Source organism: Cypionkella sp. TWP1-2-1b2 (assembly GCF_049896245.1).
Lineage (GTDB): Bacteria > Pseudomonadota > Alphaproteobacteria > Rhodobacterales > Rhodobacteraceae > Cypionkella.
This window is the reverse complement of the sequence record NZ_JAFCTX010000003.1, coordinates 103,056-115,859: the sequence shown is the minus strand read 5'-3', so window position 1 is coordinate 115,859 and position 12,804 is coordinate 103,056. Positions and strand designations below refer to the sequence as shown.

Below are 12,804 nucleotides of genomic sequence, written 5' to 3'. Positions count from 1 at the left end.
ACGCGATCACCGGCATCAGCCGGTCTAAGCCTTGCCCTTGAACACCGCCAACTGAGCGGCAAAAGCACGCTGATAAGCGGGCCGCGCTTCGCCGCGGGCGACATAGTCGCCAAGGTTATGATATTCCTCCACTATGCCCGTTCCGTCCAACCGACGCAGCACCATGACCATCAACAGGTCACCGGCGCTGAACGCGCCGTCAAGCCAGTCGGCATCACCAAGCCGGTTGGACAGCTCGCCCAGTCGGGCACGCACGCGATCTTCCAAGATTGGGATAAGTTGTGCGTGACAAGCCTTGTAGAGCTTCAGAAAAGATGCCTGTTCCAGTTCGACAATGGGCGGTTCAACCGTATTAAGGGCTGCGAACATCCATGTGATTGCGCGCGCGCGGACATTCGCATTGGCTGCCAGAAGGCCCGCATGGTGATGTGCAATATGCAAAATAATTGAGCCCGACTCGAACAGGATCAGATCGCCCTCTTGGTAACTCGGGATCTGCCCGAATGGCTGCAAGGCCCGATACGCAGGTTCTTTCATCGCAGCGAACGACACAAGGCAAACGTCGTACGGCTGCCCCACTTCTTCCAATGCCCAGCGAACGCGCATGTCGCGCGCCAGTCCCTGACCTTCATCGGGCGATTGGGCAAAGGCGGTGATAGTGGGGGGCTTGGAACTGGACATGCTGATTTCTTTGTTTTGCGACCTATTCGCCTTCGGTGTGCGATCTGTCTGGCAAGAACAGACCCTTCACATACATTAAACGATGCTCCGTGCTGTGATCATTCACCCATCACCGCCCCCACTTTCAGCCCCGTCCAATGCGCGGCAAAGGCCCATAGATCTGCCGTTTCGGCGATGACCTTGTCGATCGGCTTGCCTGCCCCGTGCCCGGCGCGGGTCTCGATACGGGCAAGGCGCGGCATTGGCCCAAGATCGGCAGCTTGCAGGGCGGCGACATATTTGAAGGTATGGCCGGGCACCACGCGATCATCTGTATCGGCGGTGGTGGCAAGGATCGCGGGGTAATCTTGCCCCGGTGCGATGTTGTGGTACGGCGAATAGGCCAGCAGGTTGCGGAAATCCGCCTCCACCGCCGGATCGCCGTATTCGTCGACCGACAGTTGCCCGCTGGTGAACTGGTTATAGCGCAGCATATCCATGACGCCGACACCGGCAAGGGCAGCCGCAAACAGATCAGGGCGTTGATTGACGACCGCCCCGATCAGCAGCCCGCCATTGGATTCTCCTTGAATGGCCAGCCCACCCGCCGGGGTGATCCCCTCCGCAATCAAATACTCACCAGCCGCGATGAAATCATCAAACACGTTCTGCTTGTTCAGCCTGCGCCCGGCGTCGTGCCACGCACCGCCATATTCACCACCGCCGCGGATATTGGCGACGGCAATCACGCCGCCCTGTTCGACCCACGCCAGTTGCGGGGGTGAATAAACCGGGATCAAGTTGATGCCAAAACCTCCGTAAGCATAGAGCAGCGTCGGTGCAGCACCGGCCACATCGCGGCGCCGCACGAGGAACATCGGCATCTCGGTGCCGTCCTTTGAGGTGAAAAACTGCTGTTCTACGACAAACTGGTCAAGATCTGTGGCCACATCCGGGTCGATCCAGACAGAATAGGTGTTGGCTGCAACGTCATAGCGGTAGGCGGTGGTGGGCATGTTGTAACTGGTGAAGATAAAGAAGGCCTCATTGTCCTGCGGATCACCGCGAAACCCACCCGCACTGCCGATACCGGGCAGTTTCACCTCGCCATCGGGCGTGCCATCAAGCTTGTAGCGACTGATCAGTGCGGTCGCATTGTCGAGCGATGACGTCAGCAGCATACCCCCGACCATCCATGCGTCATTCATGATGTTTTTCTGCTCGGGGATCAGATCGACAAAATCAGCGTCGGGGTCCGCGATATTCAGCGTCACGATCTTGTAGCGGTCGGCATCCTTGTTCGTCATAATGTAGAATGTTGTGCCGACATTGCCGATGGCACCCCACTGACCAGTGAAGTCGGTGATGATCGGGAGGATCGGCCAATCGCTTTGCGCAAGGTCCACCAATGTCAGACTATTTGTCTTGGTATCCGACGTGGACGCAATGGCAATATAGTGCCCGTCATCGGTGATGCTGAATGTATGCAGCATATTCGGCTGATCGGGTGTTGCATACACAAGCCGATCCTTTGACTGGGCGGTGCCAAGCGCATGGAAATAGATGGAATGGCCCACAATCGCCGCCTGCGCTGACGCCCCTTCGGCGGGATCAGCAAAGCGGGCGTAAAAGAAGCCTGCGCCATCGCGAGCCCATTCAATGGACGTAAACCTGACCCGTTTGACCGTGTCTTCAAGCATCTCGCCTCGCGCCACATCCAGCACATTGATGGTGCGCCAGTCTGACCCACCCTCCTGCACGCCGTATGCAACATAGGCGCCGTCCTCGGACGGCATCCATTCCGCCAGGGCGGTAGCACCATCTGTAGACCAGGTGTTGGGATCAATCAGGACACGGTCCTCACCGTCGACGCCATCACGCACATACAGCGCGCCCTGATTTTCAGCACCGGAATTGCGGGTGTAGAAATAGCGATCGCCGCGTTTGTAGGGCGAGGATATGCGGTCATAATCAAACAGCACGGCCAGCCGTTCGCGGAACACAGCGCGCCCGGGCAGCGTCGCGAGATAGTCTTCGGTGACTTTGTTCTGGGCGGCGACCCAATCTGCCACAGCAGCATCGCTGCTGGCTTCGTTTTCCAGCCAACGATACGGATCGGCGACTTCGGTGCCAAAGTAATCATCGACAACATCGCCGCGTTCGGTTTCAGGATATTTGAGGGATTTCATCGCTGTTGCGGACTCCGTTTGCGCAAAAAGGGGCTGGGTTAACGTCCAGAGCGGCAGCGCAAGAAACGCGCCCAGACATAGCTTTCGCAGCGAAAGATGGTTGGTCATGATCGTCTCCGGTTCAGGGTTGATCGTGGCACGCGGGGCACTGTTCATTCGCCCACCGGGGCCGCCCCCACCTCCAGCCCCGCCCAATGCGCTGCAAAGGCCCACATGTCAGCGGCCTCAGCGATGATCTTGTCGGATGGCTTGCCCGCGCCCGGATTGCCTTTGGAAGCGGCATTATGCGCGGCGGTCCGCTCCGTAAATTGCCACTAGACCAGATTGGTTTCAGGATTTTCAACACCAGCCGGTCGGTCGTTTCCGCGCCATTTGTCACCAACGACCATTGCAAATACATTAGGCCATCGCCTCAACGGCTTTTGAGAACCTCGACCACGGCGGCACCGATCTCGATCAACGCGGCATTCCGTGTCTCAAAATCCGTTGGCGAATCCGAGATATAGATAGCCACAAAATACGGTGCCCGGTCGGGGGGCGAGATCATCGCCACCAGATTGCGGGTAAAGCCGTCGTCGCTGCCCGACTTGTCCGCCACTTGCCAGCCAGTGGGGGTGCTGGCCCGGATCAACCCGCCCGTCACAGCGCCACCGCTCATCCAGTCTGTCAGTTGCGAGCGAGACGCGGCGGGCAGCGCGTCGCCTAGCAGCATCGCCTGCCATGTCGACAGCATCGCTTTGGGGCTGGTGGTATCGCGCGGGTCTGCGGGGTCGAAAAGATTCACATCAGGTTCTTTGCGGTCGAGCCGCGTGACGGAATCGCCGATGCGGCGCAGAAATGACGTGACCTCCTGCGGGCCACCCAGCCGGTCGAGCAGCAGGTTGGCGGCGGTATTGTCGCTCATGTCAAGCGCTGCACGGCACAACTCGCCAACCGGCATGGTCCCGCCCGAATGCGCCTCGGTGACCGGCGCGTATTCGAGGATGTCCTGCGGGCGCACCTTTACAAGTTCGTCCAGCGACAGCGTGCCCGCGGCCACACGGTCAAGTACGGCTGCACAAAGCACGGATTTGAACGTGCTGGCCATCAGGAACCTCTCCTCCGCGCGGTGGCCCCATTGCCAGTCCGACCCGCTATCGCGGACCAGCACACCGATGCGCGCGTCGAGGCTGGTTTCAAGCGCACTGATAGTATCGGCAAGATGTGTTTCGGCGTCCTGCGCGTATCCGGGCCCGGCGAGCAGCAGGCTGAACACTACGCCAACTGCAGCACGCAGTGGTTTGTAAAATTGTGGCGTCATCTGTCGTAAAATCCTTGTCTGAAGCTGGTATCCCATCCCTCACGATGAAAACGCAGCGAGGGTCGCATCCATGATTTAGCTGATGACCGTGGCGACACTCACGCGGCTTGCGAGACGCGGGCTACGATCTTGATCTCAAAATCCGCCAGCCAGTTCACGCCGACCGCCGCCCGGTTCGGAAAAGGTATATCGGTGATGAACCGATCACGAACTGCAAAGATGGTGTCGGACCGGTACGGAAGAACGTGACATCAACGACATCGTTCAGGCTGCACCCAGCCGCTTTCGGCAAAGCAATCAGATTGTCAAAAGCAAGTGCCTCGTGGTTTTCATCGTCTGGCTTGGCCGAGCCGTCGGCTCTGCTTCCCAGCTGTCCGGATACGAAAACACCAACACCCGATCGGATTGCCGCCGGGTAGCGCTGCTTTGTATACAAAGCATGCCGATTGACCGGAAAGATTGCTTCAAGGTTGGTCATTTTCTGGTTCCTCTCACATGAACCATGGTTTTGCCGACCACTGCACCGGCTTTGGCCAGCGCGGCCTCGAACATGTCGGATTGTCTTGATGACATGGCCGCCAAGGTTCCAACCCGAGCGGCCTTCAAGTTACAGACCTAGCGAATGCAACCTGGACATACAACTGGCGTAGGCGGACACACGCTTATCTTGCAAACTGGCCGGTCGCGGCGCGGGGCAGTCAGGCATGCCGGTTGACGACGCTGGGCGGGGCTGGGCCGGACTGGGCGGGGCTGGTTCGCACCCAAAACCACAACAAGGCCACGTCGCAAGTGGATTTTCAGCCTGTTGATGCCGCAGAACAGCGATGGCACGCACAGCGCGATAGCGGCGTCGTCAACAGAAGCCCGCCGGTCAATGCCACAGCCATGGCTACACGAAACTCTCGGCCCGTCCCAAAGGCAAAGGCGCGGGGCACCATGCCTGCGATCATGGCATAAAGGTCATGATGATCCGCCGCGCCCGTTTGTGACCGGATTCCATGATCGCATGGTCGCGGTGCAGACCATTCCTGATGCCTTCGATGGCAAACTCCACCAGCAAGGTACCGGCCCCTATCGCCAGTGCAAAGCTGAAGAATATCGCGGCCATCACCTCGGCATCGCCCGCACTCTTAATCGACGCGCCCTCTGGCAGGGCCATGGCAAGGGGCACCGTGGCCGCGGCGGCAGAAGCCGGACCAAGCAAGTCTCCCTCTGCCAGATCGGTCTGAACCAAGGTGCTGTACTGTCGGTCATACAACTCGATCAAACTTGGCCCCAAGCCGAGTGCAGGCGTTGCTAGCACCTGCTGCGGGATCGGCACGCCGGTGTTGCTGGCAATACGCTGACCTGCCATGCAGGACAAATCCTGCCCGACGTCTTCTCGCAGGCGCAAGATGATATCAGGTTTTCCAACCAGACCGATAGCAACGCCTATGGCCCCTTCGTCAAGAACCACCTTCGCAGCGCAGCCGCTGGCATCGGCTTGCCCTACTGGCATCGGCTTGCCCGATAAGCTGGTTTCCGTTGATCTGAAGGGCGTTACCTACTGCTCAATCCGCGCTGGGCTGATCGAGTTTCGGCGGCGCGCCGAGCAGTTGCAACACAATGTCGAGCAGTTGCAACACAATGTCGTCGTGCATCTATTTTGTCCTCCGGTCTGGGACCGCTTTGTGCGGCTGGCTGTCCTGTCGGGCGATCTGCCCGCGCGGGACTTCGACCGTGCCCCAGTCTCCTATCTCGCCTGCAAGTGGCTGCCGCCAAAATTCGACTATGTGGGCTCCCAAGAAGGACGTCGTGGCCAGAATACTCGCCACCAACGCAGGTTTCAAAAGCCGCCGTCAGGCAATTTCCAAGCGGGGCTACAACGCTGAACAGGCCGATGCCGAAATTGCCGCCGACAAGGCACGAACCGACGCGCTTGGCCTAAGTTTCGGTCCGCCGTCGCCCGTTGCAAACCGAGACGTTCCAAATGCCTGACACGACAGAAATGCTGACACCCCGCGCCGACCTGACCCTTACAGCGCCGAACGTGACGCCCGAACCGTCGAGGTGATCTGGTCAACCAGCGCACCCGAGCGTTGCCGTGACATGGCTGGCCAGTACATCGAACGCCTCAGCGTTACCCCAAAGGCCGTGGACTTGTCGCGTCTGCAAGGGGCCAGCGTCTTGGATGCCCACCGCCAATCCGGCGTGCGCGATGTTTGGTGCAGTGTCCACTCTGCCAGTTCGATGGCCAGCCCGCCATGGCGCTGATCCCCCTTCGCCGCTCTCTGCGACTTTACGCGGGAAAGCCGCCGCACAGCGGTCATTCTGAGGCCGCGAGCGGGTTTTCAGCTTTGTATGCTGGGCAGGCTTTGGTGGGGGGCCTCCCCGGTTTCGGTCTTGCGGTCCAGATCGACATCCTGTTCCAGCGTGCCGTGGATCAGGCTCGACGTCCCGAAATCCAGCACGATGCGGTCGGTCTTGACGATGCCCGGATATTGCTCGGGGCCACCGTGCGCAAGTCCCGCCCGACCATCTGGATCATGGTCAACTTGTAGGAACTGGGGCGCAGCAGCACGACACAGAAGGTGGGGATGATCCCAGCCTTCGGTCAGCACGGCGACAGTCACGGTGACGCGGATTTCGCCCGAGGCATAAGCGGCAAGCATCCAGCGGCGCGTGCCCGCAATGCGCGGACCCACTCCGAGGAACAGATTGCCCTAATTGCGGCCTCGATTGCCGAGTTAGGGTTCACCAACCCGATCTTGATTGGCGTCAACAACGTGATCATCGCCGGGCATGATCGTTTGCGTGCCGCCCAGATGCTGGAATTGCCCGAAGTGCCGGTAATCGTGCTGGTTCACCTCTCAGACGCCCAGCGCCGGGCATTGATCATCGCCGACAACTGTACCGCCAAGAATTCCGGTTGGGACGAAGACCTTCTTCGAACGTAACAGGCCACCTTGCAGGACATGGATTTCGACCTTGACCTGATCGGGTTTGCGCACGAGGAACCGAATCTTCTGCTGTCAGATTTGGAGCCCCCCGGCGTCGGCGATGCTGTCGATGGCGAGGACGATATACCAGCCCCCCGGTCGATCCAATCTCGCGGCCCCGCGATCTGTGGATCACAAGGCCACATCGTTTGCTGTGCGGTGATTCCACCGTGGCCACCGACGTCTCTCGGCTGTTCGGGGCGGCCAGCCTGATGCTGATGGTGACCGATCTGCCTTGCGCTGTGGAATACGATCCGGCTTGGCGCAACCAGACCAACGCATCCGCGACCAAGCGCACCCGCAAGGTGCTGAACGATAATCGTGCCGATTGGCGCGAGGCTTGGGCACTGATTCCCGGCGATGTCGCCTATGTCTGGCACGGTGCGCTGCACGCGACGGTGGTTGCTGAAAGCCTTGCGATTTCGGGCTTTGCCATCCGTTCCCAGATCATCTGGGCCAAGCAACGGCTTGTTCTAAGCCGGGGCGATTGCCACTGGCAGCATGAGCCTTGCTGGTATGCGGTGCGCAGAAAGGGCAAAGGCCACTGGGCGTGCGACCGCAAACAGACGACGCTCTGGCATATTTCCAGCCGGGATCAGGATGCCGAAACCGTGCATGGCACCCCATAGCCGGTCGCATGCATGCGCCGCCCGATCCTGAACAACTCCAGTCCTGCCAGCGATCTATGAACCGTTCACCAGATCTGCCACCAACCTTATCGCGGCGAAAACCACCGGGCGGGTTTGCCTTGGGATCGAACTCAATCCGGCCTACATTGACGTGGCGGTGGAGAGATGGCAGCGGTTCACGGTCCAGATAGCCACGCTGGACGGTGCTGGTCGTGCTTTTTGTGAGATCGTGGCCGAGCGAAAGCCGGCATCACAGCGCGCTTTCGGCGTGACCGAACCGCAATGCGGTGAATACCTGCCCTATTCGCCGCAAGGCGTGCGGTGAAATAGATTGCGCCTTGCGGCGAATACAGCGTATGTTCACCGCAAGAGGTGCGGCGAATGACAACTTACACCCACGAACTGACTGATTGGCCCAATTACCGATGGCGCAATGACGCGCTCACCGCGCGACTGGCCGCCGTCCGCCACCGCCAAGGTCGGCTGATGGGGCGGATGGAGGCGCTGGGCTTTCAGTTGCAAACCGAAGCCGTCCTGCAAACCTTGACCGAAGATGTGCTGAAATCCAGCGAGATCGAAGGCGAGATGCTGGACAAGGAACAGGTCCGGTCCTCCATTGCACGACGGCTTGGCATCGATATTGGCGCACTGGCCCCCAAGGACCGCGATGTTGAAGGCGTGGTCGAGATGATGCTGGACGCCACGCAGCGCTATGCTGAGCCTTTGACACCGGATCGATTGTTCGGATGGCACGCAGCCCTGTTTCCGACCAGGCGCAGCGGCATGACCCGCATCACTGTCGGGGCGTGGCGAAAAGATCAAACCGGACCGATGCAAGTTGTATCCGGGCCGATGGGCCGGGAACGGGTGCATTTTGAAGCCCCCGCAGCCCAACGGCTCGACGCGGAAATGCAGGCGTTTCTGGACTGGTTCAACAGCGCCGCAACCGTTGATCCAGTTCTGAAGGCCGCCCTCGCCCATCTGTGGTTCGTGACCATCCACCCGTTTGACGATGGCAACGGCCGCATCGCACGCGCCATCGCCGACATGGCGCTGGCGAGGTCCGAGGGCACGGCGCAACGGTTCTACAGCATGTCGGCGCAAATCCGGATCGAGCGAAAAGCCTACTACGAGATTCTTGAGCAGATCCAGAAACGCGATCTGGACGTGACACAGTGGACCCTATGGTTCCTCGCCTGCCTCGACCGCGCTTTTGATGGCGCAGAGCAGACTCTGGCCTCAATCATGACCAAGGCGCGGTTTTGGGAAGGGCATCGTGATCTGGCCTTCAACGACCGGCAACGCACGATCCTGAACCGCCTGTTAAACGGGTTCGAGGGCAAGCTCACCTCTTCGAAATGGGCGGTCTTTGCCAAGTGTTCGCAGGATACCGCCCTGCGAGACATTGATGATCTGTTGACCCACGGCGTTCTGGCAAAGGATGCAGCTGGCGGGCGGAGCACCAGCTATTCACTGGTTTTGGATTAGAAGCGACAAATGAAGATGTGGGTGGTCAGAAAGATTGACCGTGGTGCTACTTGGTACTACTTTGTGACAAAGGAGACCGGACATGACGATCAAATCCTCGATCTCGCTCACCGACGAGCAGCACACGTTCGCCAAAGAACTTGTCGAAGCCGGGCGCTATTCAAGCGTCAGCGCAGTGCTGCAACAAGGGATCGATCTCCTGCGGCAACGGGTGCAGGATGAAGATCTACAACGGTCGGCCCTGAAAGCACTGCTGGACCAACGCAGTGCGGGCGCGTTTGTCACAGGCGCCCAGATGGATAAGTCGATTTCGCGTATGTTCATTGAGAAGCGCCGCGCACATGCGGTTCAGAATTGAGTTTTCGGCGGAAGCCCAGCGTGATTTCGCCCTGATCTTCGACTACCTGTTCGAGAGTTACCGCAGCTTTGGCGAAAGTGTCGAAGCGGCACTGGACCATTGCGAGGACCGCATCCGCGACATTCGCCAGGAAGCCGACCGGCTGGGTGGGGTACCACATCGTGGTGAGCGCCACGACGACCTGCGACCGGGGCTACGACACCTGACGATTGACCGGGCCATCTATTGGTTCGAAGTTGACGAAGTGGAACAACGGGTCCGCATTCTTGCCATCTTTTTCGGCGGTCAGGATCACGTCCGCCACATGCTGACACGGCTCCTGCAGCGTTAACCCATACTTGGGCATTGGCCAGCGTGGCAGGACCGCCCGTTCGCCATCAATAAATCACCAAAACAGTCGGGGACGGCATGGGTCTTTCACGCAGCGCCTCTGCGGCGAATCGCAGCATTTCGGAAACTGACGTGCGCAAAGCGATTGCCAGCGGCAGGGTCAGCGTCGAGGCCGACGGCACCATTGATCCAGTGAAAGCGGATCAGGATTGGTCGTCGCAAACCGGTATGGCCAAGCAGCGGGGGTCTGCAATCCATCGCGCCGGGCACCCAGACCGCAGTTTCCACCACGCGAGCCACGGCCACAAAGCCTGTGCCGCGCGCCGCCATCGAGGCGGTGCCCGAAACACTGCGCGAGGTTGGCGGCGACGGACAGGGGGAAACTGGCGGCGGTGATATTTCGCTTCTGCGTGCCAGAATGGCGAACGAGGTGCTGCAGGCGCAGACCGGCAAGATCAAACTGTAAAAGCTGACGGGCGAGTTGGTCGACCGGGCACGGGCCACGACGCAGGTGTTCGATCTGGCGCGGCGCGAACTGGATGCATGGCTGAACTGGCCGCCCCGGATCGCTGCCAACATGGCGGCCGAACTGGGCATCGAGGCCCATGCAATGGAACAGGTGCTGGATCGCTACCTGCGGACGCACCCTCCGAGATGGCAGAGGTAAAGATTGAGCTTCGCTGATAGCTATGGCGGTGCCGACGATATTCGCCGGGCCTGGGCGCGTGGGCTGACCCCCGATCCGGCAATGACGGTTTCTGAATGGGCAGATCGGCATCGTTTTCTGTCATCGCGGGCGGCGTCCGGGGCCGGACCCTCTCGACCAGCCGCACGCCTTACATCAAGGCGATCATGGATGCGCTGTCGCCATCACAGCCTAAAGGCAAGACAGGCACTCCGGTGCCTGTGCCGCTGCATCCCGTAGTGCTGGCCGTTATCGACATCGAGCGCGCTGCGCGCCGCAAAGCTGCCATTGTGGACCCCAAGCACCCACTGCTGACCAACTCGCGCGACAAGCCTTGGACGCCTTGAGGATTCGGCGCGTCGTGGACCAAAGAACTGATCCGCCGGAAGCTGCGCCCCGCCACGGTGGCTGAACATGCTAAATGCGCTTTCCAGCCCACGTTCCACGGCCTGCGCCACACAAACGCCACCATGGTTGCCAATGCCATCGCGCGAAATCCAGACATCTTTGGCGGGATTGACCGGGTGAAATCCATGCTTGGCCACCTCTCCGAGCGTATGGCAAAGCACTACACGCGGCGGGCAAAAGGCGAACATATGAACGCCGCCACCATGCTGCTTATTCCAGACATTCGGAACCGTCCCCCTTGGATAGGGAACACGAGGCCGACCAATCCGCTAAGTCATTGAAAATGGTGGGTCGTGACGGGCTCGAACCGCCGACATTCTCGGTGTAAACGAGACAGAAACACCCCTAACTCTCGACGTGCAATCAATATTGCGTTCCCAACGTCCGCTCAAATTTGACCTGTTTTACCGTGAACAAATCGAGAATTTGGGAACAAGATGGAGTAGCGAAAAAGAATCGCCTATAACGGATCATCAGCTAGGGAGGGCCGATCATGCCGCAGTACCATGTCATCGCAGTGCCGACTGCTGTTGATGGCAAAGATCATTCTAGGATCATCGGCAAGGCAAGTAGCGAGGCCGAAGCGCAAGCCCTCTGTACAGCGCTAGGATATACTGTCGTCGGAGATGGTGCCGAGACGTTCACCGTAGACGACGCGGCGGAATTGTTTGGCTGCCCGGCGGATGGGCTTGGCGCGATAGCTGTGACCGTCGAGCATTGACGGGCTAAGTCCGCGACATGCCCTTGCTGCGGTTTTCGACGGGCGAGATATTCGTGGACTGTGGCCTGCCGCATCGCCCGCACCTGCGACAGCGCATCCGATCAAATATCCAAGCGTGGAAATTCAGGCCAGTTTCATCCGTCCAACCGTCAGGCATATCCTCGGCCCGTATCTGGACAGTGTGGCCGCAGGCGCAGGTGATGTGTAGATCATGCTGGGCTTTCGTCATTTGTGAACGAATAGCGAACGTCCGGCGATTCTGACAATATCAAAAAGCGCTGGTGACGTGGTAAGCCTTGAACTACGACGATTCGAGAGGAGCCGCGCGGATGTGCAATCTCTACAACATGACCCGCGGTGTGGAAGCCATGCGGCAGCTGTTCGCCGATCTGGATAACCGGGCGGGCAACCTTGAGCCGGGAGACGTCTATCCTGATCGCATGGGGGCCATCATCACAGCCACGCCACAAGGGCATGCCTTGCAACGGGCACGGTGGGGAATGCCATCGCCCCAGCAATTTCACAGTGCCAGTGGCATTGATCGAGGCGTGACAAACATCCGCAACACAGCCAGCTCGCACTGGCGTCGTTGGCTGACACCCGCGAACCGTTGTCTTGTGCCGCTGGACCGCTTCTCAGAACCCCGGAAAGGCAAGGGAGCAGGCTATGCATGGTTTGCGCCTGCGGATGGTCGCCCCGCATTCTTCGCGGGAATTTGGGTGCCGAAGTGGAGGTCGGTCCGAAAGCTAAAGGATGGGCCAACGACCGACGACCTATTTGCATTTCTGACCACCGAGCCAAATGCAGAAGTCGCGGAAATACATCCCAAAGCTATGCCAGTGATCTTGACCGAGCCGGATGAGTGGCAGGGCTGGCTAAGTTGGCCTTGGATGGAAGCAAAGCTGCTCCAGCGACCGTTGCCAGATGGAGCTCTCGTTTCGTGGGGGGCTATTTGACGAGACGACGAAGTTAGCTAAGAGTGTGTCACCAGAACAACTATCTGTTTTCTTCGCTCTGTAGGACGCGTTGTGGCACGTTTTTTGAGCATCCGGTGTATT

At 59.5% G+C, this 12,804-nt stretch carries 14 protein-coding genes and 1 pseudogene; 8 read left to right on the top strand and 7 right to left on the bottom strand.

Annotation, left to right across the window (positions count from 1 at the left end; genetic code table 11):
* Positions 1-24: 24 nt before the first annotated feature.
* The 5 genes from ACP7AP_RS02745 to ACP7AP_RS02725 all read right to left on the bottom strand — a co-directional run bounded on the left by ACP7AP_RS02745 (position 25) and on the right by ACP7AP_RS02725 (position 5,647).
* Positions 25-681 carry a glutathione S-transferase family protein gene (locus ACP7AP_RS02745; RefSeq protein ID WP_426031983.1) on the bottom strand — a complete coding sequence of 219 codons (657 nt, stop codon included), beginning with the start codon at positions 679-681 and terminating at the stop codon, positions 25-27.
* 98 nt (positions 682-779) lie between these two features.
* Positions 780-2,957, bottom strand: a complete 2,178-nt coding sequence (locus tag ACP7AP_RS02740; RefSeq protein ID WP_426031981.1) for a prolyl oligopeptidase family serine peptidase — start codon at positions 2,955-2,957, stop codon at positions 780-782.
* A 304-nt stretch (positions 2,958-3,261) separates the two neighbouring features.
* The gene (gene bla / locus ACP7AP_RS02735) at positions 3,262-4,149 is read right to left on the bottom strand and encodes a class A beta-lactamase (protein WP_426031979.1); all 888 of its coding nucleotides are present in this window, start codon (positions 4,147-4,149) and stop codon (positions 3,262-3,264) included.
* 154 nt (positions 4,150-4,303) lie between these two features.
* The gene (locus ACP7AP_RS02730) at positions 4,304-4,627 is read right to left on the bottom strand and encodes a Rid family hydrolase (protein WP_426031977.1); all 324 of its coding nucleotides are present in this window, start codon (positions 4,625-4,627) and stop codon (positions 4,304-4,306) included.
* A 468-nt stretch (positions 4,628-5,095) separates the two neighbouring features.
* On the bottom strand, positions 5,096-5,647 hold the full coding sequence (locus ACP7AP_RS02725) for an efflux RND transporter permease subunit (RefSeq protein WP_426031975.1): 552 nt from the start codon (positions 5,645-5,647) through the stop codon (positions 5,096-5,098).
* 296 nt (positions 5,648-5,943) lie between these two features.
* Here ACP7AP_RS02725 and ACP7AP_RS02720 point away from each other — a divergent pair, with 296 nt between their 5' ends.
* Entirely contained in the window at positions 5,944-6,126 is a 183-nt protein-coding gene (locus ACP7AP_RS02720; protein ID WP_426031973.1) for a hypothetical protein, read from the top strand.
* 353 nt (positions 6,127-6,479) lie between these two features.
* Here ACP7AP_RS02720 and ACP7AP_RS02715 read toward each other — a convergent pair whose 3' ends face one another.
* The gene (locus ACP7AP_RS02715; protein WP_426032129.1) at positions 6,480-6,833 is read right to left on the bottom strand and encodes a hypothetical protein; all 354 of its coding nucleotides are present in this window, start codon (positions 6,831-6,833) and stop codon (positions 6,480-6,482) included.
* On the opposite strand from ACP7AP_RS02715, the pseudogene ACP7AP_RS02710 reads away from it, so the two are divergent.
* The 4 genes and pseudogenes from ACP7AP_RS02710 to ACP7AP_RS02695 form a co-directional block, all read left to right on the top strand.
* Positions 6,726-8,006: pseudogene (locus ACP7AP_RS02710) on the top strand (site-specific DNA-methyltransferase); the annotation flags it as partial. The gene ACP7AP_RS02715 and the pseudogene ACP7AP_RS02710 sit on opposite strands and share 108 nt — an antisense overlap.
* Positions 8,007-8,137: 131 nt before the next feature.
* Positions 8,138-9,244, top strand: a complete 1,107-nt coding sequence (locus ACP7AP_RS02705; RefSeq protein ID WP_426031971.1) for a Fic family protein — start codon at positions 8,138-8,140, stop codon at positions 9,242-9,244.
* A gap of 82 nt (positions 9,245-9,326) precedes the next feature.
* On the top strand, positions 9,327-9,602 hold the full coding sequence (locus ACP7AP_RS02700; RefSeq protein ID WP_426031969.1) for a ribbon-helix-helix domain-containing protein: 276 nt from the start codon (positions 9,327-9,329) through the stop codon (positions 9,600-9,602).
* Positions 9,586-9,933 carry a type II toxin-antitoxin system RelE/ParE family toxin gene (locus ACP7AP_RS02695; protein WP_426031967.1) on the top strand — a complete coding sequence of 116 codons (348 nt, stop codon included), beginning with the start codon at positions 9,586-9,588 and terminating at the stop codon, positions 9,931-9,933. The genes ACP7AP_RS02700 and ACP7AP_RS02695 overlap by 17 nt, the downstream gene beginning before the upstream one ends.
* Positions 9,934-10,019: 86 nt before the next feature.
* Here ACP7AP_RS02695 and ACP7AP_RS02690 read toward each other — a convergent pair whose 3' ends face one another.
* Complete coding sequence (locus ACP7AP_RS02690; RefSeq protein ID WP_426031965.1) at positions 10,020-10,529, bottom strand: hypothetical protein; 510 nt, start codon at positions 10,527-10,529, stop codon at positions 10,020-10,022.
* Positions 10,530-10,694: 165 nt separating this feature from the next.
* On the opposite strand from ACP7AP_RS02690, the gene ACP7AP_RS02685 reads away from it, so the two are divergent.
* From ACP7AP_RS02685 to ACP7AP_RS02675, 3 genes are all read left to right on the top strand, one after another.
* Positions 10,695-10,964 (top strand): hypothetical protein, encoded by a 270-nt coding sequence (locus ACP7AP_RS02685; RefSeq protein WP_426031963.1) that lies wholly within the window; start codon positions 10,695-10,697, stop codon positions 10,962-10,964.
* 554 nt (positions 10,965-11,518) lie between these two features.
* Entirely contained in the window at positions 11,519-11,746 is a 228-nt protein-coding gene (locus tag ACP7AP_RS02680; RefSeq protein ID WP_426031961.1) for a hypothetical protein, read from the top strand.
* A gap of 329 nt (positions 11,747-12,075) precedes the next feature.
* Positions 12,076-12,702: an SOS response-associated peptidase gene (locus ACP7AP_RS02675; RefSeq protein ID WP_426031959.1), complete on the top strand. Its 627-nt coding sequence runs from the start codon at positions 12,076-12,078 to the stop codon at positions 12,700-12,702.
* The last annotated feature ends 102 nt before the right edge of the window (positions 12,703-12,804 follow it).

What these genes read in the sequence shown, in the direction of transcription:
- ACP7AP_RS02745 (WP_426031983.1), bottom strand. Translation starts at nt 681, where the DNA reads ATGTCCAGTTCCAAGCCCCCCACTATCACCGCCTTTGCCCAATCGCCC.
- ACP7AP_RS02680 (WP_426031961.1), top strand. Translation starts at nt 11,519, where the DNA reads ATGCCGCAGTACCATGTCATCGCAGTGCCGACTGCTGTTGATGGCAAA.
- ACP7AP_RS02700 (WP_426031969.1), top strand. Translation starts at nt 9,327, where the DNA reads ATGACGATCAAATCCTCGATCTCGCTCACCGACGAGCAGCACACGTTC.
- ACP7AP_RS02740 (WP_426031981.1), bottom strand. Translation starts at nt 2,957, where the DNA reads ATGACCAACCATCTTTCGCTGCGAAAGCTATGTCTGGGCGCGTTTCTT.
- ACP7AP_RS02730 (WP_426031977.1), bottom strand. Translation starts at nt 4,627, where the DNA reads ATGACCAACCTTGAAGCAATCTTTCCGGTCAATCGGCATGCTTTGTAT.
- ACP7AP_RS02705 (WP_426031971.1), top strand. Translation starts at nt 8,138, where the DNA reads ATGACAACTTACACCCACGAACTGACTGATTGGCCCAATTACCGATGG.
- ACP7AP_RS02695 (WP_426031967.1), top strand. Translation starts at nt 9,586, where the DNA reads ATGCGGTTCAGAATTGAGTTTTCGGCGGAAGCCCAGCGTGATTTCGCC.
- bla (WP_426031979.1), bottom strand. Translation starts at nt 4,149, where the DNA reads ATGACGCCACAATTTTACAAACCACTGCGTGCTGCAGTTGGCGTAGTG.
- ACP7AP_RS02675 (WP_426031959.1), top strand. Translation starts at nt 12,076, where the DNA reads ATGTGCAATCTCTACAACATGACCCGCGGTGTGGAAGCCATGCGGCAG.
- ACP7AP_RS02690 (WP_426031965.1), bottom strand. Translation starts at nt 10,529, where the DNA reads ATGCCCAGTTCGGCCGCCATGTTGGCAGCGATCCGGGGCGGCCAGTTC.
- ACP7AP_RS02685 (WP_426031963.1), top strand. Translation starts at nt 10,695, where the DNA reads ATGGGCAGATCGGCATCGTTTTCTGTCATCGCGGGCGGCGTCCGGGGC.
- ACP7AP_RS02725 (WP_426031975.1), bottom strand. Translation starts at nt 5,647, where the DNA reads ATGCCAGTAGGGCAAGCCGATGCCAGCGGCTGCGCTGCGAAGGTGGTT.